Source organism: Kitasatospora sp. NPDC092948, from assembly GCF_044754805.1.
Lineage (GTDB): Bacteria > Actinomycetota > Actinomycetes > Streptomycetales > Streptomycetaceae > Kitasatospora.
In genome coordinates, this window is record NZ_JBIVPU010000018.1 from 108,199 (window position 1) to 134,210 (window position 26,012).

Here is a 26,012-nt window from a genome sequence, read left to right on the forward strand (position 1 = left end):
GGCGTGGTGGCCGGGTGTCGCGTCCGGGCGTGGCGGCCGGCCGTGGTGGCCGGGTGAAAAACCGGGTGCGGGTCGGTGGCGGGGTGCGGCAGGATGGGGGTTCGCGGTGGGGCTGAGGGTTCCGCCGCTTCCTGTTCCCGGAGGTTTCGCGTGGTGAAGCGATATTAGTGGCGGTCCCACCGCCCTCCGGCCTGCCTGTTTCAGCGGCGGCCGGGCCTCCGGATTCCTGGACGACTCGTGAGTGGTGCCTGCGTGTGCGCGGGTGCGGTCGTCGTCGTTTGGTGGTGCCTTTCGTGCCGGGCGGATGTGTTCGATCGTCCGTTGTTCCCGTGTCCCCGAGAGGATGGCCATGGCCGCCGCCGCATTCGACCGCAGCATTGAGCTGATGAGTGAACTGATCGAGCAGGACGAGGAGTTGAGGGAGGGCCCGGCGCTCGGCCGGTGGCTGGAGGTGCTGGCGGAGCGGCAGCGGGCCGACCTGTCGGGGCTGGCGCCGAGCCGGCAGGCCGCGCTGCTGGGGGCGCGGGCCGCGGCGGTGCTGCCGGGGGAGCGGCAGTTGGCCGAACTGCTCGGACAGGGCCGGGTGTTGACGGTGAAGTACGGGATCGACCCGACGGGGGCGGAGGTGCACCTCGGGCATGCGGTGCCGATGATCCTGGCCAGCCGGCTGCAACGGATGGGCCACCGGGTGGTGTTCCTGGTGGGGGACGTGACGGCGCGGATCGGCGACCCGTCGGGGCGCAGCGCGGAGCGGCCGCCGCTGACCGCCGAGGACGTGACGCGCAACGTCGCGACCTACCGCGAGCAGGTCGGCCCGTTCTTCGACTTCGAGCGCGCCGAATTCCGGTTCAACGGCGAATGGTTGGGAGATCTCTCCCTGCCGGACTTCCTCGGCGTGCTGTCCCGGCTGCCCGCCTCGGCGGCGTTGCAGCGGGAGGACTTCCGCAGCAGGCTGGCCGAGGGCAGCGGGCTGACGCTGGCCGAGCTGGTGTACTCGGTGGTGATGGCGCTGGACTCGGTGGCGCTGGTCGCCGACATCGAACTCGGCGGCCTCGACCAGCTGTTGAACCTTCAGATGTGCCGCCGGGTGCAGGCGGTGCACGGTCAGCAGCCGGAGGTGGTGCTGGCGACGGGCCTGATCGAGGGCACCGACGGCACCGGCGCCAAGATGAGCAAGTCCAGGAACAACTACGTCGGACTGGCCTTCCCCGCCGAGGAGATGTTCGGCCGGCTGATGGCCTGCGCGGACCGGCTGCTCCCGGACTACCTCCGGCTGCTCACCGAACTCGTCGACGAGGAGGTCGAGTCGCTGCTCGCCCAGGCTGCCGACGGCCGCCGTCACCCGATGGCGGTGAAGACCCTGCTGGCCGCCGCCGTCACCGCCGCCGTGCACGGCGCCCCGGCCGCCCTCGCCGCCCGCGACGCCTTTCGGGCCCGCTTCTCGCAGCGCCGCTTCTCCGACGCCGGCCCGCTGCCCGCCGTGGACGCGGCCCGGCACGGCGCGGCCACGCCCGCCGAACTGCTGGTGAAGGTCACCGGCGAACTGCCCGGCCTCAACCAGGTCCGCCGGGTCGCCGACGCGGGCGGCCTGAAGCTGCTGGTGGAGACCGTCGACGGCGGGCAGCGCACCGTCCCGCTGTCCCGCGCCGACGCCGACGAACGCCTGCTGGTGCTGCTCGGCGCCCACGACCTGGCGGGCGCGAGCGCCCGGCGGCGGGTCTTCCTGCGCTGCGGGCGGAAGGTGGTGGAACTGATGTGACATCGGCGCCGGTGCGGTGAGCCGCGGTGGGCGGGACGGCGAGCGGCGGAGCCGCACAGCAGTGGTCCGTGCTGCTGGACGAGGGCAATGCGCCGGCCGACCTCGCCGCCGCGCGCCTGGCGGGCGCGGAGGTCGGGTTCGACGACGCCCTGGCGTGGTCGGCCCGACTCTGCCGCAGCAAGGGTGACGCGTTCCGGGTGTCCGGCACCCTCGGGGCCGGCGGCTGTTGATCCCCTGCCGCCGTGGTGGTCCGGGCCGACCGCAGCTGACCGATGGTCAAGAAATGTGCAGGACGATCGGGTTGGTGAGGGCGGCCATCGGACCCCACGGCAGGTCGGGGCCCATGGAGTTGCCCTTGCCGGGGGTGCCGTCCGGTTTGGGGTGGCGGACTTCGGCGCGGACGTAGCCGGCCAGCGAGGCGGTGGTGCGCCAGGTCACGGTGCCGGCGCCTTCGGCGGGCAGGGACTCCTGGTGGAGTTGGCCCTCGTCGGTGATCAGGCGGACGGTGCCGTTCGGGACGCCGGAGACGGTGAGGCGGATGTCGACGGGGGCGTCGGCGGGGACGGTGAGGCGCTCGCCGATGCCGGCCCGGCGGCCGTGGCCGGTGGCGGTGAACTCCAGGTGGACGGTGGCGGATTCGGCGAGCCAGGAGTGGCCGGCGCGCAGGCCGGCGAGGATGGCGGTGCGGTTGAGGTCGTCGGCGAGGACCACGTTGTGCGGGGCGCCGATGGGTTGCGGGGCGCTGTGGGCGTCGCTGTTGCCGAGGGCGGGGAGCCAGTCGCGGCCCTCGCGGAGGGCGGTGGCGAGGCCGGCGTCCCAGGTGTCGACGGCGGATTCGTCGTCGTACGTCCAGGGGCCGTTCCACACCTCGACGCCGTCGACGTCCTGGTAGCCGAACTTCCACTGGCAGGCGACGTAGGGGCAGTACGGGTGGGCGGCGACGACCAGGCCGCCCGCGCGGTGGACCTGGCGGGCGAAGCGCGGGAACTGCCCGTCGCGGGCGCGGTAGCGCCAGTCGACGAACTGGCCGGGGGCGAGGCCCAGGGCCAGCCAGTGGCCGTTGCGGGTGGTGATCTCCTCGCCGGGGACGATCAGCAGGTCGGGGCCGGCCAGTGGGCCCCAACTCCCGTGGGAGGAAGAGGTGTTGTGGTCGGTGGAGACGATGAAGTCGAGGCCGGCGGCGCGTGCCCCGGCAGCGACCTCGGCGGGCAGGCGGCGGCCGTCGGAGTGCACCGTGTGCAGGTGGCAGTCGCCGCGGTACCAGGCCCGGCCGCGGCCGCGGGCCCGTTCCGGCGGGTAGGCGGGGGCGAAGGCGGGGCCGGGGCTGCCGAACCGGAGGGTGACCTGCACGGTGTAGTTCAGTCCGGCGGGGGCGATCTGGTAGGGGCCGAGGACGACGTGCCAGGTGCCGGGGTTGACCGGTCCGGGCAGGTAGCCGGGCGTGGCGGTCTCGCGGGACAGGCTGAATTCGGTGCGGAACCCGCCGGACCAGCCGCGGAACCCGTCGCCGCCGAGGGCGGTGCCGCGTTCGTCGAAGATGCCGATGTCGCAGGAGTTGCCGGGGGTGCCGGCCGGGACGGCGGGCCGGTCGTAGCCGTAGGAGACCGCGATCTCCCGCACGCCGCGCGGTACTTCGAAGGGCAGGTGGACGAAGTCCGCTGCGCCGGTCGGCAGTTGGCCGGTGAGGGTGAGCACCTGGTCGCCGGCGGGTGTGGCGGCCTGCGCACGTCCGGCGGTTGCGGTCAGGGCGGTTGCGGTCAGGGCGGTTGCGGCGCCGGTGGCCAGGCCGGTGCGCAGCAGTGCGCGGCGGCCCGGCAACGGGCTGTCGGGGGAGGGGAGTTGGGGTTCGGGCATGGCGTTCTCCGGGGCTTCGGCGGGCGGGTCGCCCGGATGCCTGCCCGAGGGGGTGAACCGGCGGTGAGGTGCGGCCCACCGGCGGGGGGAGAGGTGGTGAAAGTCGTCCGGACGTTCGGCGTGCGGGGATCGCACGGCAGGTGAATGCCCAGAGTGAATATGACGAACTGATCATCCGTCAGTAATATGCCGTCCAAGGCTCGTTCCTCCGTCCGGGGGCGCGGGCCGTGTCGCTGTCGGTCCTCGAACGCGGCCCTACCACTATTCAGGGGCTCGCGGTGCGAGGAACGCCGCGACTGCCGCTCGTCCGGGTGAATCCGCGGCGGGAGGCTGCTGCGGGGTACGCGGTGCGACAAGCCTAAGAGCCCCGGCGAGGGGCGCACCGACCGCTCTGCCGAGTGTTCGACACCTCTTTCGACCAGGGGCAACTCTGCTGGTGGAAAGGGATGCTGACGAACCGTCGGAGCTGTCGTGCACCGGCTATGCTGCTTCGCGCCCGGGCCCCGCCGCACCGCCCGGACCCGCGTTCCCATCCCTCCGACCGTATGAGGACACCGATGCTTCGACCCGGATCGTCGCCAGGAACCCGGCTGCCCGCAGCCGTACTCGTCGGCCTGCTGCCCGCGGTCGTGATCGGCGTGACGGTGGCTCTCGCCAGGACCGCCGAGCCCGGGCAGGCGATCTGGGGAAGCGTGCTGTGCGGTGTGGTGGGGGCCGCGGCCGTGGCGGCGGTCGGAGCCGTGGCGGTCGCCCGGGGCAACGCCCTGGAGCAGGCCCGCGAGGACGGCGCCAAGCAGGAGCAGGAGCTGCGCGCCCGGCTGGCCCGCCAGCAGGCCGGCATGCTCGACCTGGCCAAGAACGAACTGCCCGAGGCGGTCAACCGGCTCCAGCGCGGCGAGTTCATCACCGACGTGCTCCGCTCCTACGAGCAGCGCCACGCGGCCGACGTCGGCGAGGACTTCCACGAGGCCCGGCACGCCGTGCTGCGCGCCGTCCTCGACGCCGTCGACAACGAGGAGGCGATGCGCGAGTCCGCCCAGCGCGCCTTCGTGAACATCGCCCGCCGCGTGCAGGCGATCGTCCACCGCCAGGCCGTCGACCTGCGGCAGATGGAAGAACGCCACGGCGACCTGCCCTCGGTCTTCGACGACCTGCTGATCCTCGACCACGGCAACGCGCTGATCGGCCGCCTCGCCGACTCCATCGCCGTACTCGGCGGCGCCCGCCCCGGCCGCCAGTGGAGCCGGCCCGTCCCGCTGTTCAGTGTGCTGCGCGGCGGCATCTCCCGGATCCTCGACTTCCGCCGGGTCGAACTGCACCCGGTCTCCGAGGTCGCCATCGTCGGCCCCGCCGTCGAACCGCTGATCCACGCGCTGGCCGAACTGCTCGACAACGCCACCCGCTACTCGCCGCCGCAGACCGACGTCCACCTCACCGCGGTCGAGGTGCAGACCGGCATCGCGATCGAGATCGAGGACGGCGGCCTCAGCCTCGGCGAGGAGGGCCGGGCCCGCGCCGAACGGATGCTGGAGGAGGCCCAGTCCGGCATCGACCTCAACGACCTCGGCGAGACCCCGCGGCTCGGCCTCGCGGTGGTCGGCCGACTCGCCCGCGCCTACGGCTTCCAGGTGTCGCTGCGCCCGTCCGCGTACGGCGGCGTGCGCGCCGTGCTGATCGTCCCGCAGCGCTACATCACCACCGCGCCCGCGCCCAGCCGCGCGCACGGCATCGGCCGGATGGCCACCGGCCAGCCGGTGATCCACAACCAGGCCCCCAGCCACAACGACGACCCGGTCTGGTCCCCGCCGGCCGCCGAACCGGCCGCGACCCACACGCCGTCCGGCGGATTCGCCGCCGCTGCGGCCTTCCCGTCCGCCGGCAGCCACCCCCGGGTGCCCGCGCCGTCCCCGGCCGAGGACGACTACCCGGTGGTGACCGAGCGCACCGCCAACGGCCTGCCGCAGCGCCGCCGCCACGCCGCGCAGCTGCGCGGCCCGGCCGCTTCGGCCCCCCGGCCGCGGCAGGCACCCGCCCCCGCGCCCGCCGCCGAGCCGGTCCAACCCGGCCTGTGGCTGGCCGCGTTCACCGAAGGGGTCAACGGCAGCACGCCCGGCGCCCCGGCGGACGGCCGCCACGCCAGTGAAGAGTCAGCAGGGAAAGGCGACAAGTGATTCAGCAACGGACCAACATGGACTGGATGCTCAGGGACCTCGCGGAGAGCGTCCCGCACGCACGGCACGCCATCGTCCTGTCGGCCGACGGCCTGCGGCTGGCCCAGCACGGCACCGACCCGGACACCGCCGACCGGCTGGCCGCGGCCTGCGCCGGACTGCAGAGCCTGGCGCACGCGGTCGGCAGTGAATTCCCGCACGGCGACGGCCGGATGCGACTGGTGGTGATCGAGGTCGGCGGCGGGTTCTTCTACCTGATGGCGGCCGGCTCCCGGGCGTTCCTCGCGGTCCTCGCCGACGAAGGCGTGGACGCCGGACTGGTCGGCCAGCGGATGCGCGACCTGGTCGCGCGGATCGGCGAGCACCTCACCACACCCGCCCGCACCGGCGAACAACTCGCGTGAGCCGGGGACTCGGATGAGCAACTGGGAAGAGGTCGGCCCCGAGCGGTTCTTCGTGATCACCCGGGGCCGCGACCGGCAGAACGCCGCGACCGGCTTCGACCTGGTCACGCTGATCATCGCCCGCTCCCGGCCCGAACCCACCATGCAGCCCGAGCATGCGGCGATCCTGCGCATCTGCGGCTCGCCGCTGTCGGTGGCAGAGATCTCCGCACACCTGCGGCTGCCGAACAGCCTGGTCATCGTCCTGCTGGCCGACCTGATCGGCATGCACAAGATCGAGGCCCGCGCTCCCATTCCGCAGGCCGCCCTTCCCGACCTTTCCCTGTTGGAGGCAGTGATCCATGGACTTCAGCGGCTCTGAACCGGTGCGCGGGCCGCGCGAGGCCGACCTGCTCCCGGCCACGGTGGCGGCCGCCGTCAAGGTCGTCATCGTCGGCGGCTTCGGAGTCGGCAAGACCACCCTGGTCGGCTCGGTCAGCGAGATCCGCCCGCTGACCACCGAGGAGACCATGACCGAGGCCGGCGTCGGCATCGACGACCTGGCCGGGGTGGAACGCAAGAGCTCCACCACCGTCGCGATGGACTTCGGCCGGATCACCATCAGCGACCAACTCGTGCTGTACGTCTTCGGCACCCCCGGCCAGGAACGCTTCTGGTTCCTGTGGAACGGCCTGTTCGAAGGCGCACTCGGCGCGGTCGTGCTGGTCGACACCCGCCGGCTGGAGGTCAGCTTCGACGTCCTGGGCCGACTGGAGGACCGCGGCGTGCCGTTCGTCGTCGCCGTCAACTCCTTCCCGGAATCCCCGGCCTACCCGCTCGACGAACTGCGCGGCGCACTCGACCTGCCGCCGCACGTCCCGATCGTCGAGTGCGACGCCCGCACCCGGGAGTCCAGCCGCGACGTGCTGATGGCGCTGATGCGCTACCTGTACGAGCTCGCCGCCCAGCCCGTCGGCTGACGCCCCGCACCGCCCCGATCTCCTGGAGACCTCCCGTGATCCCCGAAGAGCGCACGTACAACGGCGCCGTTCCCCCGCCCGGCTGCCCGGCCCACGGCGCCACCCCCCTCCAACAGGACGACCTGCGGCGGCTGTTCGGGCCCGCGGCGGAGGCCGACCCGGCCGGCCTGTACGAGAAGCTGCGCGCCGAACACGGCGAGGTCGCGCCGGTGCTGCTGCACGGCGACCTGCCGGCCTGGCTGGTGCTCGGCTACTCCGCCAACCTCACCGCGATGCGCACCCCGTCCCGGTTCTCCCGCGACTCCCGGCGCTGGACCGAGTTCCAGGAGGGCCGGGTCGCCCCCGACTCCCCGGTGCTCCCCGTCATCGCCTGGCAGCCGACCTGCTCGTTCGTCGACGGCGAGGAGCACCGCCGACTGCGCACCGCCGTCACCGACGGCCTCAACAGCTTCGACCGGCGCGGCATGCGACGCTACGTCACCCGCTTCGCCGACCAGCTGATCGCCGAGTTCGGCTCCATCGGCAAGGTCGACCTGGTCGCCGAGTTCGCCGAGCACCTGCCGATGCTGGTGATGACCCAACTCGTCGGCATGCCCGAGGAGTACGGCCCCCGGCTGGTCGAGGCCGCCCGCGACCTGGTCCGCGGCACCGAGACCGCCGTCGCCTCCAACGAGTACGTGGTCGAGTCGCTGCGCCGTACCATGGAACGCAAGCGCACCGACCCCGGCCCCGACCTGATCACCCGGCTGATGCAGCACGAGTCCGGGCTGAGCGAGGACGAGGTGCTCCAGCACCTGCGCTCGGTGCTGCTGGCGGCCAACGAGACCACCATCAACCTGATCTCCGAGACGCTGAAGATGGTCCTCACCGACGGCCGCTTCCGCGCCCACCTGTCCGGCGGCCAGATGACGCTGCCCGACGCGCTCGACCAAGTGCTGTGGGACTCCCCGCCGTTCATGCTGGTCCCGGGCCGCTGGGCGACCGGCGACACCGAGCTCGGCGGCCAGCAGATCAAGGCCGGCGACATGCTGCTGATCGGCCTGGCCGCCGGCAACGCCGACCCGGCGGTGCGGCCCGACCTGAACAAGCCGCTGTTCGGCAACCGCTCGCACCTGGCGTTCGGCAGCGGCCCGCACGAGTGCCCCGGCCAGGAGATCGGCCGGGCCATCGCCGAGACCGGCATCGACATCCTGCTCACCCGGCTTCCCGACCTCCAACTCTCGCTCACCGAGGACGAGTTGGTCTGGCGTGGCAACTGGATGTCGCGACACCTGACGGAGCTGCCGGCCCGCTTCACGCCGCGCGTCGCGTTCCAGCCGCAGGACCCGACCACCACCACCAGCGCCCCGGTGGTCACCGCACCCGAGCCCGCCCCGGCCGCCCCGCCGGCCGAGCCCGCGCACACCGTGTCGGCGCAGCGCCGCGGCTGGTGGGCCAACCTGATGGCCAAGCTGAACGGCTGACGCGCCGTCGCCCTTCCGGGTCACCCGACCGTCCGGAGGCCCTCCCCCACAGGGAGCCGCCGGGCGGTCGTGCGCGTTTCGGACTACGGGCTTACGGGCTTACGGCTTACGGGCGGCCGGTGAGGGCCTACTTGCAGGCCCCGAGGTCCTCCCAGACGCCCCACTGGCCGGTGGAGCCGGGCTGCTCGCCCTGGGTCCACCACTTGGCGCGCCAGTTGTGGTTGCCGTAGGAGACGCTCTCGCCGCCGTTGTAGACCCGGGCCGGGTCCCACGCGGCGGCCGCGCAACTGCCGTTGCCGCCACCGGGGTTGCCGCCGCCGGTGCCGCCGATGTTGACGTCGATGCAGGAGTAGAAGGCGTTGGCGGTGTCGGAGACGTTCCACACCGCGAGGACCTTCTGCCGGCCCGTGTAGCTGCCGAAGTTCACCTGGTGGCTGACGTCCGCCGGGGGCTGGGCGTTGTTGCCGGAGAACTGGGCGATCAGCTGGCTGCCGATGAAGTACTGCCAGTTCGCGGTGGCGTGGCGGGCCGTCAGGTGCCAGCTGAAGGTCTGGGTGGAGGACACGTTGGCGACCTGCCAGCCCTTGGAGTCGTCGTCCAGCTCCGCGTACTCGGAGTGGCCGCCGCTGCAGCTGAACAGGCCCTTCGGGCCCTCGACGCTCTGCGGTTCGTACTTGATCTGCCCGCAGACCACGACCTCGTTGGCGCACTGCGCCTGACGGCTGGCCGGGTCGGTGACCCAGCCGTGGGCGCTGGCGGTGCCCGCCGACATGGTCAGCCCGAGCAGCGGGGCGACCAGCGCGCCGATCGCGGCGGTCACCTTTCTGTTTGCCTTCATGTTCCGTGCCTTCCTGATGTGGGGTCAGGGCGAATTCCCCCCGACGCCGATGGGGCGGGCCGGGAGGCGGCCATAGGTCTAGACCGGATGCCGAGGGAGACGATAGCGCCGTACCGGGCACGGTCAAGAGGTCGGGCCGGACAGGAACGCCGTGCGCTGCACAAACGTGGTAGCTTCCCCGCGTGCCGCAGCGACTCTTCCTGACCACCCGGGGTCACATCGACCTCCTCCGGGTGTGTTCCGCTGCCTGTCGCCGCTCCTGAGCGACCTCCCCCCGCCTGCCGTGTGACCAGTCCGCGGCGGCCTCCCCGCCTTCCCGGCCCTGCCGCGCCCCGTCTCCGCAGAACGCGCGCTGTCCCTGCACCGTGCGCCCTGTTTTCGCAGAAGAGGATCGTCCGTTGTCCGACCGTGCCCCCGTGTTCCACTGGTTCCTGCCCACCGGAGGGGACGGCCGCGACCCCGGCGGCGTCACCGCCGTGCAGGCCCGCACCGGCGCCGCCACCCGGCGGCCCGCCGACGTCGGCTACCTCGCGCAGGTCGCGCAGGCCGCCGAACAGGCCGGGTTCGTCTCGCTGCTCGCCCCGGTCGGACTCGGCTGCGTCGACCCGTGGATCCTGGGCGCGGCGCTCACTCGGCACACCAGCCGGATCGGCTTCCTGATCGCCTTCCGGGCCGGCCTGGCCAGCCCCACCCTGGTCGCCCAACAGGCCGACGCGTTCCGGCGGTTCGCCGGCGGGCGGCTCCGGCTGAACGTGGTCACCGGCGGCGACCCCGCCGAACAGCGCGCCTACGGCGACCACCTCGCGCACGACGAACGCTACGCCCGCACCGACGAACTGATGGCCGCGCTGCGGGAGTTGCTGGCAGGCGAGCGGGTCGACCGGCAGGGCGCCCACCTCCGGCTGGAGGGCGCGCAGCTGGTCGACCCGGCGGTCGAGCACCCCGTCCCGCTGTACTTCGGCGGCGCCTCGCCCGCCGCCGAGCAGGTCGCCGCCCGCCGGGCCGACGTCCAACTGCTGTGGGGCGAGCCGCCGGCGGCGATCGGCGAGCGGATCGGGCGGCTGCGGTCGCTGGCCGCCGCGCAGGGGCGCACCCTGCGGTACGGGCTGCGGCTGCACGTGATCAGCCGGGACACCGCCGAGCAGGCCTGGGCGGAGGCCGACCGGATCCTCGCGGGCATCGACCCGGCGGCGGTGCGGGCCAGCCAGCAGCGGTTCGCCGCCATGGACTCCACCGGCCAGGCCCGGATGGCCGCCCTGCACGGCCACGGCGCCGGCACCGGCCGGGACTTGGTGGTCGCCCCCAACCTGTGGGCCGGCATCGGCCTGGTCCGGGAGGGTGCGGGCACCGCCCTGGTCGGCTCGCACGACGAGGTGGCCGCCCGGCTCGCCGAGTACCACGCCCTGGGCGTCGAGGAGTTCGTGCTGTCCGGCTACCCGCACCTGGAGGAGGCGTACCGGGTCGGCGAGGAGGTGGTGCCCCGGGTACGGGCCCTGGTCGGGGGCGGCAGCTGACAGCGGCTCACGCGGACGGGTGCAACTGCCAGACCCGGGCCGGCGGCAGGTTCGCCAGCACCGTGCGGGACCGGGTGGTGCCGCTGCGCAGGTGGGCGGCCAGCACGCGCTCGACCGCGGCGTGCCGGTGCAGCTCGGCCCGGGTGGCGAACACTGCCCGGGCGCGGTGCGTGCCCAGGTAGGCGAACCAGGTCAACGTGCCGCCCGGGTGCAGCAGTTCGAGGTAGCGGGCCATGATGCGGTCGACCTGGGCGGGCGTGAAGTTGGTCAGCGGCAGGCCGGAGACGATCACGTCGTAGCGTCGGTCGGTGACCAGCTCCTCCACGTACGCCTGGTGCACCGTCACCCGGGCGGTGCCCTGCGCGGCCACCAGGTCGCGCAGCCGGGCGGCGAAGCGCGGATTGGCCTCCACCACGTCCAGCCTTGCGCCGCGGGGCAGTTGGGGCAGCAGGACGCGGGTGACGGCGCCGGTGCCCGCGCCGGCCTCCAGGACGTCGATCGGGTGCGGGGCGCGGGCCCGGACGGGTGCGGCCAGGGCGTGCGCGAGGGCCCGGCTGCTGGGGGCGACCGCGCCGGTGGTGCGCAGGTCGCGGACGGCTTCGCGGAGGAACGCCCAGCCGTCGGCCCGGGGCCGCGGCGGGGGAGAGGTCTGCTCGGTCATGGCTTCGACGTTAGGAATCGGCGGGCCGGGGGCGATCCGCCCTCCGGCGGCCGTCCGCACCGACCAAAGTCGGTGGTGGGCACGGCCGTTCGTCGGTCCTCAGGTCGGGCAGGATGTCCGGCATGGACGTCGTGAGGTGGTGGCAGAGCCCCGCGTGGGCGACCTTGGGGCGGGCGCTGGCGTTGGCGTTCCTGGTGGTGACGATCAACACCAACAGCGCCGAACTCGGCGACGGGCGGCAGCAGTTGACGGTCACCGCGGCGGCGGTGGTGTGCGCCGTGATGCTGGTGGTCCCCCGACTGCGGCTCACCGTCGCGCCGTTGGCGGCGGTCGCGGTCACCGCGTGGTGGGGCTGGCTGGTCGATCTGCTGCTCGCCGTGGTGCTGTTCGACCTGGCGGTGGCCCGCCGCACCCGGCTCGCACTGCTCTGCGCGGCGCTGGCGCTGGCGGGCAACGCGGCGGGGGTCCGGGCCGCGTCGGTGTGGCTCGGGCAGCGCTGGCTGTCCACGCTGACGGTGCTGCTGTTCGGGCTGGTGCTCGGCCTGTGGCAGGGCAACCGCCGCCGCCTGCTGCACACCCTGGCCGGGCAGGTCGACCAGCTGCGGGTGGAGACCGGGCTGCGCGAGGACGCGGCGCGGGCCGCCGAACGGTCCCGGATCGCCGCCGAGATGCACGACGTCCTCGCCCACCGGCTCAGCCTGATCGCGCTGCACACCGGCGTCCTCGCCACCCGCAGCGCCGCTCTGCCCGGCCCGGTCGCCGACCGGCTGGCCATGCTCCGCGCCACCTCCGTCGAGGCGCTCACCGACCTGCGCGAAGTGCTCGGCGCACTCCACGACCCGCACGCCGCACCGGCCGACGCGCCCGCCGTCCGCGAGGTCGCCGCGCTGGTGGCGGACGCCCGCGGCGCCGGGCAGCAGGTCGCGCTGACCGTCACCGGCCGGGCGGCCGACGCGCCGACCACGCACCGGCTGGCCGCCTACCGGATCGTCCAGGAGGCGCTGACCAACGCCCGCAAGCACGCCCCCGGGGCGGCGGTGGAGATCCGGGTCGACTACCGGCCGCCCGCCACCCGGGTCGAAGCCGCCAACGGCCCCGGCGCCGCCGGGGTCGCCGAGTCGGCCGTGGACTCCGGCTACGGCCTGATCGGCCTGCGCGAACGCGTCACCGCCCTCGGCGGCCATCTCGACGCCGGCCCGGCCGGCACCGGCTCCTGGCGGCTGTCCGCCCGCCTCCCGCACCCCGCCCGCAAGGACGACGCTCCCGCGCCGGCCCTTCCGGGCGGCCGAACCGGCAGGCGCCCTCCCTCCCACTCGCCGAAGGACGGCTCCGCATGATCCGCACCCTGGTGGTCGACGACGACGCGCTGGTCCGACTCGGCCTGACCGATCTGCTCGACGGCGACCCGGACATCGAGGTGGTCGCACAGGCCGCGGACGGCCTCCAGGCGATCGAACGGGCAAGCGCTTTCCGCATCGACGTCGCACTGGTCGACATCCGGATGCCCAGGATGGACGGCATCACCGCGACCGCCCGGCTGCGCGCGCTGCCGGATCCGCCGCGGGTGATCACGCTGACCACCTTCGACCTCGACCGGTACGTCTACGACGCGCTGGCCGCCGGCGCCGACGGGTTCCTGCTCAAGGACACCGACCCCGCGGAGATCCTGCGCGCCGTCCACCTGGTCGCGGCCGGCTCCGCGATGCTCCACCCGGCCGCCGCACGCCGCGTCATCGACCGCTACCACGCCACCGGCCGCACCGCCGCAGGCGCGGCCCGGGCCCGGCTGGAACGGCTCACCCCGCGCGAACGCGACGTGCTGGCGCTGCTGGCCGAGGGCCGCGCCAACGCCGACATCGCGGAGCGGCTCGCCATGCGCGAGAGCACCGTCAAGGCGCACGTCAGCCGGATCCTCACCGCGCTCGGCGTCAGCAACCGCGTCCAGGCCGCACTGCTCGCCCGGGACGCGGGCCTGTCCGGCTGACGCACCATCAGTCCGGCCGGCCCCGCGTGGTCGACCGGCGGGAGGGGGCGTCACGCCTGCCGGGCGTGTTGGGCCGGCGGGAGGGCTGTCACGTCGGCCGGGCGTGTTGGGCCTACGGCAGGGTGGTCACGCCGGCCGGGCGTGTTGGGCCTGCGACAGGGGCGTCACGTCGGCCGGGCGTGTTGGGCCTACGGCAGGGTGGTCACACCAGTCGGATGTGTTCGACCGGCGGCAGGACGGTCGGCATGTCGTCGGTCACCCAGGCGTACTCGAGGGCCGACAGCGTCCGGCCGTCGTCGTCCGTCCACAGCAGGAACTCGCCGATGTACGCGCCGTCCTCGTCGTGGACGGCCGCGCCGACCGGGGCGAGCCGGAAGGGCCCGGTGTGCCGGCCCGGCTCGTTCACCCGCAGGTCCACGCTGACCGAGTCCGGGGCCCAGGCACCCACCACCTCGGTGCGGTCCAGCTGGGCGCGCAGCTCGGCCGCGCCGTCGAACTCCGCCGACAGCAGGTGCTCCAGCACCGCGCGTTCGGCGGGGTTCAACGGGCGCGGCGTCATCTCGTTCAGCTCTCCGAGCGGTCGCTGTCGTCGTACGTGCTGGTGCCCTCGTCCAGCAGCGGGCCGTTGGCCGGGCTCGGGTGCTTGAGGTGCTCCGGCGCCATGGCGCGCAGGGCGTGGTAGCCGGTCAGGACGATCAGGGTGCCCAGGGCGATGCCGCCGAGCTCGAAGTTGTCGGTGATCTTCAGCGTGACGTTGCCGATGCCGACGATCACGCCCGCCGCGACCGGGACCAGGTTCAGCGGGTTGGTCAGGTTGACCTTGTTGTGGATCCAGATCTGCGCGCCGAGCAGGCCGATCATGCCGTACAGGACCACCGTGATGCCGCCGAGCACACCGCCGGGGATGGCCGCGATCACCGCGCCGAACTTCGGGCACAGGCCGAACAGGATCGCGAAGCCGGCCGCGCACCAGTACGCCGCCGTCGAGTACACCCGGGTCGCCGCCATCACGCCGATGTTCTCCGCGTACGTGGTGGTCGCCGGGCCGCCGACCGCGGTGGACAGCACGGTCGCCGCGCCGTCCGCCATGATCGCGGTGCCCATCTTGTCGTCCAGCTTGTCACCGGTCATCTCGGAGACCGCCTTCACGTGACCGGCGTTCTCGGCGATCAGCGCGACCACCACGGGCAGCGCCACCAGGATCGCGGACAGCGAGAAGCTCGGGGCGTGCAGCGAGGGCAGGCCGATCCAGTCGGCCTTGCCGACACCCGAGAAGTCGAGGCGCCAGTGGTCGACGGCCTCGGCGCCGCCCAGCGGCGAGTGGATCTTGCCGAAGACCCGGTCGAACAGGAACGACACCAGGTAGCCGAAGACCAGACCCAGGAAGATCGCGATCCGCGACCAGAACCCGCGCAGCACCACCAGGGCCAGCCCCGTGAAGAACATCGTCAGCAGCGCCACCCACTGGTCCTGCGGCCAGTAGGTGCCGGCCGCGACCGGCGCCAGGTTGAAGCCGATCAGCATGACCACCGCGCCGGTCACCACCGGCGGCAGCACCGCGTGGATCACCTTCGCGCCGAAGCCCTGCACCACCGCGCCGCACGCCGCCAGCACCGCACCGACCACCAGCAGCGAACCGGTCAGCGTCGCCGCGTCCCCGCCCTGCGCCTTGATCACGGCCGCCACACCCACGAACGACAGGCTGGAACCCAGGTACGACGGGATCCGGCCGCTCGTCACCAGCAGGAAGAAGATCGTCGCCACACCGGAGACCATCACCGCGAGATTCGGGTCCAGCCCCATCAGCACCGGCGCGACGAAGGTGGCGCCGAACATCGCCACGACGTGCTGCGCCCCCAGCCCGATCGTGCGCCCCCACGACAGCCGCTCGTCCGGCTTCACCACCGCCCCGGGCTGCGGGGCGCGGCCGTCCCCGTGCAGCTTCCACCCGAACGCGACCTTCATGTCCTTGCCTCGTCTCTGTGCTCTACCGTGCGAAACCCTGGTGGGCGACCATGCAACCGGTCGCGACATAATCTCCTATCGCTCCCACCGCCCCGACCTCGGGGGATCACCCGCCCGGCGGTATCGCAGAACCCACCATCCCCGGTTACCCACCGTCGCCGAAGGCGCAGTGAAGAGCGGGGGTCGGCATCGACGATGCACACGACCGTGTCGACCGAACCTGCTACGACAGGTCAGGCGGTGAAGGTCTCCAACCTCCACACGAACCACAGCGCCTCGCGGCGCAACTCGAAGACGAGCCAGCCGCCGCACGCCGCCGCGGTGCTCCTACCCGCGGCCAGGTCTCCTTCTTCCACACCTCGACCACCGCGTCGTCGCGCTCGATCGCCCGGCGGGCGGGCCGCTGCGACGACCAGCCGTGCCGCTTGAGCAGCTGCCACGTGCCCTCGACCGTGCAGCAGACGTGGAACAGCCGACCGATCAGCGTCTCGATCCGCGCGAGCATCCACCGCTGGTCCGCCCAGCCGTGGGCGAGCGGTCCGCGTTCCAACTCCCGTTCCAGCCTGGCGATCTGGGCCTCGCCGAGCCTCGGGCGGCCCGGCGATCCCTTCGGCTGGACGCCAGCCTCTCCGCGCTCGCGCCAGGCCCGGCGCCGCCGCTCCACCGACCGCTCCGACACTCGCAGCGCGGCAGTGACCTCCCTGTTCTTCTCCCCGTCCTCGAGGCGTTCCACGGCCTGCAGCCGGATCCGCTCCCGCGCGACCCTCTCGGCGTCGGCGAGCCCGTCGCCCTGCGGTATCTCACGAATCAAGGACTACTGGAGCCCGCCGACCGCTGTCGGGCGAACGACTCCGACATCACTCAATCAAGTTCAGTAGCGGTGCTGCGGGCCGAGCCCGCCCCGTTCGGCCCGGTCGCGTCCGACCCGACCGTCCGGGGCCTGACGCTTCTTCAGGTGGGCTCTCGCAAGTTGACGCGGGACCGGCTTCGTGCAATCGAGGTTTGCCCGGCTGGGCCGGGCCGGCCCAGGTCGGTCGTGATGGTGAGTGCGTTGACGAATCCATCGAGTGCATCCAGGAGCCGGAGTTCGGCTTCGGGCTGTATCCGGACCGTCCCGTCGGCCAGCTGCGTGATGTCCTTGTCGATGAGAAAGCAACCAGCGACGACGTGTCGTGCGCCCATGGCCGACAGCACGGGGCGGAGGGCGTAGTCGATCGCCAGTAGATGGCTGAGGCTTCCACCGGTGGCCACTGGCAGTACGGCTTTGCCGGCCAGACCCGTCTGCGGCAGCAGGTCGAGGAAGGACTTGAGCAGGCCACTGTAGGACGCCTTGAAGACGGGTGTCGCGACGACGACCCCGTCCGCTGCGGCAAGCGCGTCCATGGCGGCACGGATGGCTGGGCTGTCCGTCCGCCCCGCGAGCAGATCTGCCGCCGGCAGTTCGCGTACGGTGAGCTGCTGTGCCTGGATGCCTGTCGTTGAGAGCAGGTCCACCAGGTGCCCGGCGGCCAGGGCGGTGCGGGATTCGACGGACGGACTACCGGATATGGCGAGGACGGATGGCATCTGCTGCTCCAGGCTCGGGAACTGGCCGCAGGCGCTTGCGTGCGGTGGAGAGTGCGCATCGCGATGCCCGGAGCGGTCGGCCGCGATGATTGATCGTGCGGCGAGGCGGCGCCACTTCGAACGGATTCCGGGAACGGACGACGGTGGAACGACCTCAGCCCGGGGCGGCGGCTGATCCGGCGGAGAACAATCGGGTGCCGTCCATATCGATGTACAGACGCGCCGTGAGGCCCTGAGATCCGCTCACCCGAGGAGCATGGAGGACATTCCCCGCTTCGTCAACGACGGACCGACCGCAACGGTGGACCGCCTCAGAGTGGCTTTAGCGGGCCACCCGATGATGCCGGCATGAGAGAAGGTGCGGCCGTGCGGGGGTTCCGGTGATCGAGCGGATCCTTCCGCCGGGGGTGGTCGGTGTGGAGTACTACGGCGACCCGCCAGGAGCCGAGGAGGAGCTCGCGTCCGAGGAAGCGGCGGCGGTGCGTCATGCGGTCGAGGCGCGTCGGAGGGAGTTCGCCTCGGTGCGCTGGTGCGCCCGCCGGGCGCTTGAACGACTGGGGGCCTCGCCGTGCGGGATCCCTCCTGGTCGGCGCGGTGCGCCGCGCTGGCCGCCGGGCGTGGTGGGCAGCATGACCCACTGTGTCGGCTTCCGGGCCGCAGCGGCGGCGTGCGCCGACACACACCGTGCCATCGGCATCGATGCCGAGTCCTTGCGACCGCTGCCCGATGGCGTCTTGGCGGCCATCGCTCTACCCGAGGAGCTTCGGCGGCTGGCCCGACTGCGCAGCTTGGTACCCGAAGTGCCCTGGGACCGACTGCTGTTCAGTATGAAGGAGAGCGTCTACAAAGCGTGGTACCCCCGCACCGGGCGGTTCCTGGATTTCGACCAGGCCGACGTGGATATCGACCCGGCCGGCAGCTTCCGGGCCCGACTGCTGGTTCCCACCGAAGAGTTCGGCAGCCCCGACCTGACCGGGCGGTGGCACACCGGAAGCGGATTGATGGTCACCGCAGTGGCGCTTCCTGTCTCTCACCACGTGCTTCCTCCCATGCGCCGAGCATCCTCGTCCGCGACGGCTTAGAGCTGGTTTAGTCGGCGCTCCTACCGTCCCCTCGCAGGATCGGCGCCGGCAGTGAGCGGCCGACCGTTCAAGCCGCGACAAGGGGGAAAACCTGTGGGTGAGTCTGTGGTGCGAATACTGTCCGCGGGGACGGCACTGCCCGGCCCGGCCATCGATACCGGGGCACTGGCCCGGCGCTTCGGGATGGACGGGATCTGGGAACAGTGGGTGGATGCCTTCATCGGCACCCGCACCCGCCATCTGGCGATCGACTTGGAATCCGGGCAGCCGCGCCAGTCGCTGGCCGACCTCGGAGAGACGGCAGCCCGTGCGGCGCTCGATCGGGCCGGGCTGTCCGCGCAGGACGTGGACGTCATGGTGCTCGGGACCGCGACGCCGGATCAGCTGATGCCCGCCACCGTGAACGTCATTGCCGACCGGCTGCGGATCGACGACATCCCCACCTTCCAGCTTCAGTCCGGTTGTTCGGGAGCGGTTCAGACCTTCGATGTGGCAGCCGCGCTGCTGCGCACCGGACGCTACCGTACGGCGCTGGTGATCGGCGGCGACGTGATAGCCAAGCACTACGACGTGACCGCAGACCTCGGGGCGTTGCCGCCGGGGGAGTTGGTGAACTACGTGCTCTTCGGCGACGGCGCCGGTGCCGCCGTGCTGAGCACTCTCGACCGCCCCGAGGCGCCGGCACTGCGGGCCGTGGTGACTCGGCTGTCCGGTCTGGACCGGACGCCTGGGCAGGTCCTCAACTGGTACGGCCAGGCGGACCGGAGCACCGCACAGGTGGCACCGGCCCATGAGGACTACAAGGCGATCGAGGAGTGGGTGCCGCTTCTGGCCGAGCAGGCTGTCGAGGACTTGTTGGACGAACTCGGCTGGGAGCGCGAGGAGGTCGACTACCTGTTGCCGCCCCAGCTCTCGGTCACCATGACCCGCCGGATCACCGAGCGGCTGGACTTCGCGGACGCCGTCGAGGTCAGTCGGGTCGCAGACACCGGCAACACCGGAAACGCGTTGCTCTTCTTCCAACTGGAGCAGCTTCTCGCGGACATGGCCGCACCATCCCGGGCGGTGGCGGTGGCCGTCGAGTCCAGCAAGTGGATTCGGGCGGGCCTCGCCCTGGAGCGCGGCACCGGTCCGGGCGGAGACGAACGTTCCGAGCGGGACAAGCGCGATGGAGGAGAGCTGATATGACCACCGTGATCACCCGGGCGGAGTTCGCCGCCCTGGTCAGCGACGAGATCGGGATCGAGGTGACGGAGAGCGAGCTCGCGCTGGACTTCGATCAGCTGCCTGGCTGGGACTCCGTCCAGCTCCTGTCGCTCCTCGTGCTGTTGGAACGCCGGGTGGCGCGACAGCTGTCGCTTCCTGACCTCCTGGACGTCCGAAACCTGGAGACCGTCTATGAATTGGTGAACCAGTGAGTCAGAGCGAGTCCACCCGAGGCGGGACCCGTGTGACGCCGTTCCCCTCGCAACGCCGCCACACGCTCTTCTTCCTCGACCAGATCCGCGACTTCGCCCCTGTGCACCTCGACACCGAGGTCGACGCCACCGCGCTGACGGCCGTTCGGCAGCAGGCCCGCGAGGCCGGCAGCCGACGCTCGGTGGTCGCCCATGTGGTGTTCGCGGCCGCCGGGGTGCTGGCCAGGCATCCCGAGGCCAACAGTGCCATCCAAGGGCGACTCGACCCCGAAGTCGCCAACTTCGACACGGTGAGCGCGAAGGTCACTCTCGACCGCGAACTGGACGGCCGACGCGTGGTGCTGGCCACCGTGATTCCCGACCTGCAGCGAGCCACGCTCGCCGACGTCCAGGCCCACTTGGACCGAGTGACCGCCGAAGACCCGAACGAATCACCGGAGTTCGCCCCGATCCGGGCGCTGCGCCGGTTGCCCTGGCGTGAGGCCCTGGAACGGTTCCGCGCGGCGGCCGGACGGCTGGAGCTGCGCCCGGCCGTCACCGGCACCTTCGCCGTCACCTCGCTCGGCAACTCCGCTGTCGACGGCTTTCACTCGGTCGGCGGCACCACAGTGACCCTGGGCGTCGGACGGATCGTGGACCGGCCGGTTGTCAGGGACAGCAAGGTCGTGGTGGCGCCGGTGATGCGGCTGTCGCTCACCTTCGACCACCGGGTGATCGACGGTGCGGAGGCCGCCGGCGTGTTGACCGAGATCAAGGAAGCGCTGGAGGCCGTGCAATGAGCAATGACCTGGCGGAGCTCAAGCAGTTCGTGGTGGCGCACGCGATATCGCAGCAGTTGCCGAGCGAGGAGTACGAAGGCGTCCTGGTGCGGATCACCACTGACTCCGGTGACGGCCCGGGCAGTTGGGCACATGAGTGGATCCTGGCCGGACAGGCGCGCGAGGCGGCCGGCGATCTGCTGGGAGCCTGTCAGTCGTACACTCTCGGCCGGTTCCCGTTCGTCGACGGTCCGGGTCGGGAGCGGGCCCTGCGGTACGCCGTCGACGCCTTCGAGCGCTGGCGGCGAGCCGAGCAGCCGGAGATCACCGCGGAGGTCGTGGATGTCGACGGCACGGCGGTCCGGGTCTGGGCGATCGGCCTGTCCGCCGACCGACCGCGGCCGCTGCTGGTGATGACCGGAGGCATCGTCAGCACCAAGGAGCAGTGGGGGCCCCACCTTCCCCACATCGCGTCCCTCGGGATGGCTGGTGTGGTCGCCGAGTTGCCCGGCGTCGGTGAGAACCCGATGCGCTACGGCCATGACGGCAGCCGGCTCTTCTCGGCGATTCTGGACGCGTTCGTGGACCGCGCGCTGGTGGAGCAGAGCTATCTGCTGGCACTCAGCTTCAGCGGCCACCTGGCGATCAGTGCGGCACTGGGTGACGAGCGGATCCGCGGGATCGTCGGCAATGGCATGCCGGTGCGGGACTTCTTCACCGATACCGACTGGCAGCGGCGGATGCCCCGGATCACCCGGGACACCCTGGCCCACTTGGCGGGCGTCCCTGTCCCCGAGATCCATGGCCGGCTGCGTGAATGGGCGCTCGACGAGGATGCGCCCGCCAAGCTGCGGATACCGCTGGCCACCGTGGTCGCGCGGCGCGACGAGATCATCCCGCCGGGCGACGCCGAGCGGCTGCGAAGCGGCGTGGCGGACCTGCGGCTGCTGGAACACGACGACGTGCACGGCGCGCCCGGCCACCTTCGGGAAACCGCGCTGTGGAGCTTGCTCGCCGTCCAGCAGATGCGTCCGGATGCCGCCCCGCACGTGGTCGCGGGGCTGAGTGCGGCGTTGGCCGGAATCCGGTCGGCAGGTGCCCGACCGCGGGGATCGGCCGGATCGGCGGCGCGCGCATGACCGCGCCCGCGGCTGTGACGGTCGGAGACTGGCTGCGGCAATACGCTCCTGCCAATCCGGGAGCGCCGACCCTGGTGGTCTTCCCGCACGCGGGCGGCGCGGCCGGCTACTTCGCCCCGCTGGCCAAGGCGCTCGCCCCGGCCGTGCGGGTGCTCGCGGTGCAGTACCCGGGCCGTCTGGAACGGCGTGCCGAACCGGCGGTACCGGACCTGCGGGAGCTGGCCCGGCAAGCGGTCCGGGAGTTGACCAAAAGCCAGATAGACGCCTCGATCGTCTACTTCGGGCACAGCATGGGCGCGCTGGTCGCCTTCGAGGCCACGCTGATCGGCGAGCGGGGCGACGGACCTGCCCCGGAGGCGCTGGTCGTCTCAGGTGGCCGGGCACCGGCGCAGACCAGGGTGGATCCGGCGCTGCTGCACAGCGACCACGCCCTGGTCGAGGAGGTGGTGAGGCTGGGGGGCACCACTCGGCAGGTCTTGCAGGACGAGGATCTGCGTGCCCTGGTCCTGCCTGCGCTACGGGCGGACTATCGCGCGCTCGGCGGCTACCGGGTCGATCCGGGCGCGCGTGTCGGCTGTCCGATCGCTGTCCTGGTCGGTGACCGCGACCCGTTGGTCACGGTCGCCCAGGCACGGCTTTGGCAGAACCATGCTGCCGGTGCGTTCAGCTGCCGGGTGTTTCCCGGCGACCACTTCTACCTGACCCCCCGACTGCCGGACGTAGTGGACAGCCTGCGCTCGGTGATTGTCCCGCAGCGCGGCTGACGAGGGTTCCGCAGGCTTCGACGGCACCGAACACCCCTGGCCCGAAAGAGAGATGTGATGGCAGTGAGCAGCAACTCGACGGCGGCGGACACAGTGGTGCAGGGACCGGGGGCGGCCGAGCCCATCGCGGTGATCGGTCTCGCCTGCCGACTACCCGGGGCACCGGACCCGCACGGACTCTGGAAGCTGCTCAGCGAGGGGCGCAGTGCGGTGACCGAGCGCCCGGTCGGCCGGACCGGAGACTCTGACGGCGCGGCGGCCCAGGCACACCCGGGACTGCGCTTCGGCGGCTATCTGCCGGCGATCGACGGGTTCGACCCCGAGTTCTTCGGCATCTCGCCGCGTGAGGCGGCCGCGATGGACCCCCAGCAGCGTCTGGTCCTGGAGCTCAGCTGGGAGGCGATCGAGGACGCGGGGCTGCTGCCTGCTGCGCTGCGCGGGGGCGCCACCGGGGTGTTCATCGGGTCCATTGCGGACGAGTACGCCGCTCTCTCACGCGCCGCCGGCCCGGGCCGCCACACCCTCACCGGCACCACCCGGGGAATCATCGCCAACCGGGTCTCCCACACGCTCGGCCTGCGTGGCCCGAGCATCGCGGTCGACACGGCGCAGTCCTCGTCCCTGGTCGCCGTTCATCTGGCCTGCGAGAGTCTGCGGCGCGGTGAGGCCGCACTCGCCCTGGCCGGCGGCGTCAATCTGATCGTGGACCCGCTCGGCAGTGTCGCCGTCGCCCAGTTCGGCGGTCTCTCCCCGGACGGCCGGTGCTACACCTTCGACCGGCGGGCCAACGGCTATGTGCGTGCCGAGGGCGCCGGGCTCGTGCTGCTCAAACCGCTGGCTGCCGCGCTCGCCGACGGCGACCGGGTGCATGCGGTGATCCTCGGAAGCGCGGTCAACAACGATGGAGGCGGCACGGGTCTGACCGTGCCGAGCGAGCGAGCACAGGCGGCAGTGATCCGGAAGGCGTGCGCGGCCGCCGGGGTGACGCCGGGCGACCTCCAGTACGTGGAGTTGCACGGGACGGGCACACCGGTGGGAGACCCGCTGGAGGCACGCGGGCTGTGGCTGGCGAGGGCGGAGGGCGCGGGCCCGGTGGATGGGGAGACCGCACCGGAGGTCCTGGATGTCGGTTCGGTGAAGACCAACCTCGGGCACCTGGAGGGCGCGGCGGGCATTGCCGGGCTGCTGAAGGCGGTGCTCGGGGTGGCCCGCCGCGAGCTGCCCGCGACGCTCAACCACGATGACCCCAATCCCGAGATCGACCTGGTGGGGTGGCGTCTACGGGTCCGCACCCGGCTCGGCGCCTGGCCCCGACCGGAGCGACCGCTGCTGGCGGGCGTCAGCTCGTTCGGCATGGGTGGCACCAACTGCCATGTGGTGTTGGGCGAGGCACCCCGCGCCGTGGAGTCCGCGAGTGCGACCGACGCATCGCTGGGTCCGATCCTGCTGAGCGGCCGCACCGTGCCGGCGCTGCGCGCCCAGGCCGCGCGCCTGCGGGATGCGTTGGACGGCGGCGCCGGGCTCCGCGTGGACGAGGGCACGGCCGACGCGGAGGGGGGTGCGGGCGAGGGGCAGGACCGCCTGCTGCCGACGGGTCTGGCGTACGCCCTCGCCACCCGGCGCACCGCGTTCCGCGAGCGGGCCGCCGTCACCGGGGTCGCGGATGCCGCCGGTCTGAGGTCCGCGCTGGATGCCTTGGCCCACGGGCGCCCGGCAGCAGGGGTGCTGAGCGGGAGTGCGCACGGGGAGGGAACGGTCGCGCTGCTCTTCCCGGGGCAGGGCAGTCAGCGGGGTGGGATGGCGCGGCTGGCCGGTGCGCAGTCGCAGGTGTGGCGGGCGGCCCTCGCACAGGCGGCCGAGGTGCTCGACCCCTGGCTGCCCGAACCCGTCGAGGGGTTGCTGTTCGCTGATCCCGGCAGTCCGCAGGCCGCTCTGCTGGACCGCACCGAGTACACGCAGCCTGCGCTGTTCGCCGTCGAGGTAGCCACCGCGCGCTACCTGGCCTCGCTCGGCGTCACACCGGCCTTCGTCGCCGGACATTCGATCGGTGAGGTGGCCGCCGCACATCTGGCCGGCGTGCTCGACCTCCCCTCCGCCGCCCGCCTGATCGCTGCCCGGGGCCGGTTGATGGGGGCGCTCCCCAGCGGCGGTGGCATGCTGGGCATCGGCGCAAGTGAAGCCGACGTCACGGCGATGATCGCTTCGTTGGGCGATTCGGTGGCCATCGCGGCGGTGAACGGCCCGTCGTCGGTGGTGGTCGCCGGGCCGAAGGAACTGCTGGTAGAGCTGGCCGAGCAGTGCGATGCGCGCAACGTGCGTACCCGGCCGCTTGCCGTCAGCCATGCCTTCCACTCGCCCCTGATGGAGCCGATGCTCGACGAATTCCGCGAGGAACTACGGCAGTTGACGTTCAATGACGTGAGCTTGCCGTTCGTCTCCACGGTGACCGGAGAGCTGATGGCGGGCGAGGCGGCGGCCGGTCACGACTGGGTGGAGCATTGGGTGGAGCACGCCCGACGCCCCGTGCGGTTCGCCGATGCCCTGCGGTGCTTGCGCGAGCTGGGTGTCGGCGCGTTCGTCGAAGCGGGACCCGGCACCGTGCTGAGCGGCCTGGGCCGGGAGATCACCGGCTCGACGGCGCACATTCCAGTGCTGGGCAAGGACGGTGATCTCGACGGTGCGCTCGCCCGGTTGTTCACCAGCGGGGTGGAGCTGGACTGGCGGCAGGCCCTTCCGAACCCCGACGGGCGGTGGGTCGAGCTGCCCGGCTACGCGTTCCAGCGAGAGCGGTACTGGCTCGACAACAGCGGCGGACAGTCGGAGTCCGCCCCCACCGCAGCACCGGTGTCCGCCCCGGCCGCCGAGCCGCCGGCCGAGCTCGCGGCCCGTATGCTGCCGGCCGCCCCGGATGGCGGCGTGATCGACCGCCTGGTGCTTGCGGAGCTCGCTGCCACGCTCGGCTTCACCGATCCGGCGCGTGTGGACCCGGACACCACATTCAAGGATCTGGGCCTCGACTCGCTCGGACTGGTCGAGTTCCGGGACCGTCTCGGCGCGGCGCTCGGCCGTGAGCTGCCGGCCGGCGTCCTCTTCGGCCACCCGACCGCGACTGCGCTGTCCGGGTTCCTGCGCGCGCCCGTAGCGGCGCGCCCGTCCGCCGCGGCGGTGTCGGCCGGTGGTTCGGACGATCCGGTGGTGATCGTGGGGATGGGGTGTCGGTTCCCGGGTGGGGTGTCCTCGCCCGAGGAGTTGTGGGAGCTGGTGGCGAGTGGGGCGGATGCGACCGGTGACTTTCCGACCGACCGCGGCTGGGACTTGGAGGCGCTGTTCGCCGGTGCGTCCGCCACTCGGCGCGGCGGATTCCTCCATGACGTCGCAGAGTTCGATGCGGGCTTCTTCGGCATCTCCCCGCGCGAGGCCGCTGCGATGGATCCGCAGCAGCGGTTGCTGTTGCAGGTGTCCTGGGAGGCGCTGGAGCGGGCGGGGATCGATCCGCACGCGCTGAAGGACACCGACACCGGCGTCTTCATCGGCGCCAGCCCGTCGGACTACACGCCGCGCCTGCACGAGGCCGACGACGCGTCGGTGGGCGGCTACCTGCTCACAGGCTCCGCGCTCAGTGTGGCGTCGGGGCGGATTGCGTATGTGTTGGGGTTGCGGGGGCGGGCGTTGACGGTGGATACGGCGTGTTCGTCGTCGTTGGTGGCGTTGGA

The 26,012-nt window shown here is 72.4% G+C and carries 24 protein-coding genes; 17 read left to right on the forward strand and 7 right to left on the reverse strand.

From position 1 onward, the window contains the following. Positions 1–385 precede the first annotated feature (385 nt). Together tyrS and ACIQF6_RS32970 are read left to right on the forward strand one after the other, a co-directional pair. Positions 386–1,759, forward strand: coding sequence for a tyrosine--tRNA ligase (tyrS, locus tag ACIQF6_RS32965; protein ID WP_400901702.1), 1,374 nt, complete (start codon positions 386–388; stop codon positions 1,757–1,759). Between the two features lie 26 nt (positions 1,760–1,785). After that, a complete protein-coding gene (locus tag ACIQF6_RS32970) occupies positions 1,786–1,989 on the forward strand; it encodes a hypothetical protein (RefSeq protein WP_400901704.1) in 204 nt (67 codons plus the stop codon). Positions 1,990–2,035: 46 nt separating this feature from the next. On the opposite strand, the gene ACIQF6_RS32975 is transcribed toward ACIQF6_RS32970, so the two are convergent. Further along, entirely contained in the window at positions 2,036–3,613 is a 1,578-nt protein-coding gene (locus ACIQF6_RS32975; protein WP_400901706.1) for a CehA/McbA family metallohydrolase, read from the reverse strand. Positions 3,614–4,170: 557 nt separating this feature from the next. Between ACIQF6_RS32975 and ACIQF6_RS32980 the strand changes: the two genes are divergently transcribed. The 5 genes from ACIQF6_RS32980 to ACIQF6_RS33000 are packed head-to-tail and all read left to right on the forward strand — an operon-like array spanning position 4,171 to position 8,610. Beyond that, the gene (locus ACIQF6_RS32980) at positions 4,171–5,784 is read left to right on the forward strand and encodes an ATP-binding protein (protein ID WP_400901708.1); all 1,614 of its coding nucleotides are present in this window, start codon (positions 4,171–4,173) and stop codon (positions 5,782–5,784) included. Next, entirely contained in the window at positions 5,781–6,188 is a 408-nt protein-coding gene (locus ACIQF6_RS32985; RefSeq protein ID WP_387642822.1) for a roadblock/LC7 domain-containing protein, read from the forward strand. Before ACIQF6_RS32980 ends, ACIQF6_RS32985 begins: the two co-directional genes overlap by 4 nt. 13 nt (positions 6,189–6,201) lie before the next feature. After that, positions 6,202–6,549, forward strand: a complete 348-nt coding sequence (locus ACIQF6_RS32990; protein ID WP_400901710.1) for a DUF742 domain-containing protein — start codon at positions 6,202–6,204, stop codon at positions 6,547–6,549. Continuing rightward, on the forward strand, positions 6,530–7,147 hold the full coding sequence (locus tag ACIQF6_RS32995; RefSeq protein ID WP_400901712.1) for a GTP-binding protein: 618 nt from the start codon (positions 6,530–6,532) through the stop codon (positions 7,145–7,147). Before ACIQF6_RS32990 ends, ACIQF6_RS32995 begins: the two co-directional genes overlap by 20 nt. 35 nt (positions 7,148–7,182) lie before the next feature. Further along, positions 7,183–8,610 carry a cytochrome P450 gene (locus tag ACIQF6_RS33000; protein ID WP_400901714.1) on the forward strand — a complete coding sequence of 476 codons (1,428 nt, stop codon included), beginning with the start codon at positions 7,183–7,185 and terminating at the stop codon, positions 8,608–8,610. 127 nt (positions 8,611–8,737) lie between these two features. Here the strand turns inward: ACIQF6_RS33000 and ACIQF6_RS33005 are convergent, their stop codons facing one another. After that, on the reverse strand, positions 8,738–9,448 hold the full coding sequence (locus ACIQF6_RS33005) for a lytic polysaccharide monooxygenase (protein WP_400901716.1): 711 nt from the start codon (positions 9,446–9,448) through the stop codon (positions 8,738–8,740). 398 nt (positions 9,449–9,846) lie between these two features. Here ACIQF6_RS33005 and ACIQF6_RS33010 point away from each other — a divergent pair, with 398 nt between their 5' ends. Next, a complete protein-coding gene (locus ACIQF6_RS33010) occupies positions 9,847–10,962 on the forward strand; it encodes an LLM class flavin-dependent oxidoreductase (RefSeq protein ID WP_400901718.1) in 1,116 nt (371 codons plus the stop codon). Between the two features lie 7 nt (positions 10,963–10,969). On the opposite strand, the gene ACIQF6_RS33015 is transcribed toward ACIQF6_RS33010, so the two are convergent. Continuing rightward, positions 10,970–11,623, reverse strand: coding sequence for a class I SAM-dependent methyltransferase (locus tag ACIQF6_RS33015; RefSeq protein WP_400901720.1), 654 nt, complete (start codon positions 11,621–11,623; stop codon positions 10,970–10,972). Between the two features lie 122 nt (positions 11,624–11,745). On the opposite strand from ACIQF6_RS33015, the gene ACIQF6_RS33020 reads away from it, so the two are divergent. Beyond that, complete coding sequence (locus ACIQF6_RS33020; RefSeq protein WP_400901722.1) at positions 11,746–12,960, forward strand: sensor histidine kinase; 1,215 nt, start codon at positions 11,746–11,748, stop codon at positions 12,958–12,960. After that, the gene (locus ACIQF6_RS33025) at positions 12,957–13,607 is read left to right on the forward strand and encodes a response regulator (RefSeq protein WP_400901724.1); all 651 of its coding nucleotides are present in this window, start codon (positions 12,957–12,959) and stop codon (positions 13,605–13,607) included. Before ACIQF6_RS33020 ends, ACIQF6_RS33025 begins: the two co-directional genes overlap by 4 nt. Before the next feature lie 202 nt (positions 13,608–13,809). On the opposite strand, the gene ACIQF6_RS33030 is transcribed toward ACIQF6_RS33025, so the two are convergent. The 4 genes from ACIQF6_RS33030 to ssuE form a co-directional block, all read right to left on the reverse strand. Beyond that, entirely contained in the window at positions 13,810–14,166 is a 357-nt protein-coding gene (locus ACIQF6_RS33030) for a hypothetical protein (protein WP_400901726.1), read from the reverse strand. 5 nt (positions 14,167–14,171) lie between these two features. Beyond that, positions 14,172–15,572, reverse strand: a complete 1,401-nt coding sequence (locus tag ACIQF6_RS33035) for a uracil-xanthine permease family protein (RefSeq protein ID WP_400901728.1) — start codon at positions 15,570–15,572, stop codon at positions 14,172–14,174. A 223-nt stretch (positions 15,573–15,795) separates the two neighbouring features. Beyond that, a complete protein-coding gene (locus ACIQF6_RS33040) occupies positions 15,796–16,383 on the reverse strand; it encodes a winged helix-turn-helix domain-containing protein (RefSeq protein ID WP_400901730.1) in 588 nt (195 codons plus the stop codon). A 140-nt stretch (positions 16,384–16,523) separates the two neighbouring features. Continuing rightward, positions 16,524–17,138 carry an NADPH-dependent FMN reductase gene (gene ssuE, locus ACIQF6_RS33045; protein WP_400901732.1) on the reverse strand — a complete coding sequence of 205 codons (615 nt, stop codon included), beginning with the start codon at positions 17,136–17,138 and terminating at the stop codon, positions 16,524–16,526. Between the two features lie 380 nt (positions 17,139–17,518). Here ssuE and ACIQF6_RS33050 point away from each other — a divergent pair, with 380 nt between their 5' ends. The 7 genes from ACIQF6_RS33050 to ACIQF6_RS33080 all read left to right on the forward strand — a co-directional run. Further along, positions 17,519–18,220, forward strand: a complete 702-nt coding sequence (locus tag ACIQF6_RS33050; RefSeq protein WP_400901734.1) for a 4'-phosphopantetheinyl transferase — start codon at positions 17,519–17,521, stop codon at positions 18,218–18,220. Between the two features lie 108 nt (positions 18,221–18,328). Continuing rightward, the gene (locus tag ACIQF6_RS33055; RefSeq protein WP_400901736.1) at positions 18,329–19,408 is read left to right on the forward strand and encodes a 3-oxoacyl-ACP synthase III family protein; all 1,080 of its coding nucleotides are present in this window, start codon (positions 18,329–18,331) and stop codon (positions 19,406–19,408) included. Then, positions 19,405–19,638, forward strand: a complete 234-nt coding sequence (locus ACIQF6_RS33060) for a phosphopantetheine-binding protein (RefSeq protein WP_400901738.1) — start codon at positions 19,405–19,407, stop codon at positions 19,636–19,638. The genes ACIQF6_RS33055 and ACIQF6_RS33060 overlap by 4 nt, the downstream gene beginning before the upstream one ends. Before the next feature lie 32 nt (positions 19,639–19,670). Next, entirely contained in the window at positions 19,671–20,417 is a 747-nt protein-coding gene (locus tag ACIQF6_RS33065) for a 2-oxo acid dehydrogenase subunit E2 (RefSeq protein ID WP_400901740.1), read from the forward strand. Positions 20,418–20,446: 29 nt separating this feature from the next. Further along, entirely contained in the window at positions 20,447–21,535 is a 1,089-nt protein-coding gene (locus tag ACIQF6_RS33070) for an alpha/beta hydrolase (protein WP_400901742.1), read from the forward strand. After that, positions 21,532–22,299, forward strand: coding sequence for a thioesterase II family protein (locus ACIQF6_RS33075; RefSeq protein WP_400901744.1), 768 nt, complete (start codon positions 21,532–21,534; stop codon positions 22,297–22,299). Before ACIQF6_RS33070 ends, ACIQF6_RS33075 begins: the two co-directional genes overlap by 4 nt. Before the next feature lie 57 nt (positions 22,300–22,356). Beyond that, positions 22,357–26,012 (forward strand): type I polyketide synthase (locus tag ACIQF6_RS33080; RefSeq protein WP_400901746.1); only part of this gene is annotated, 3,656 nt, incomplete at its 3' end.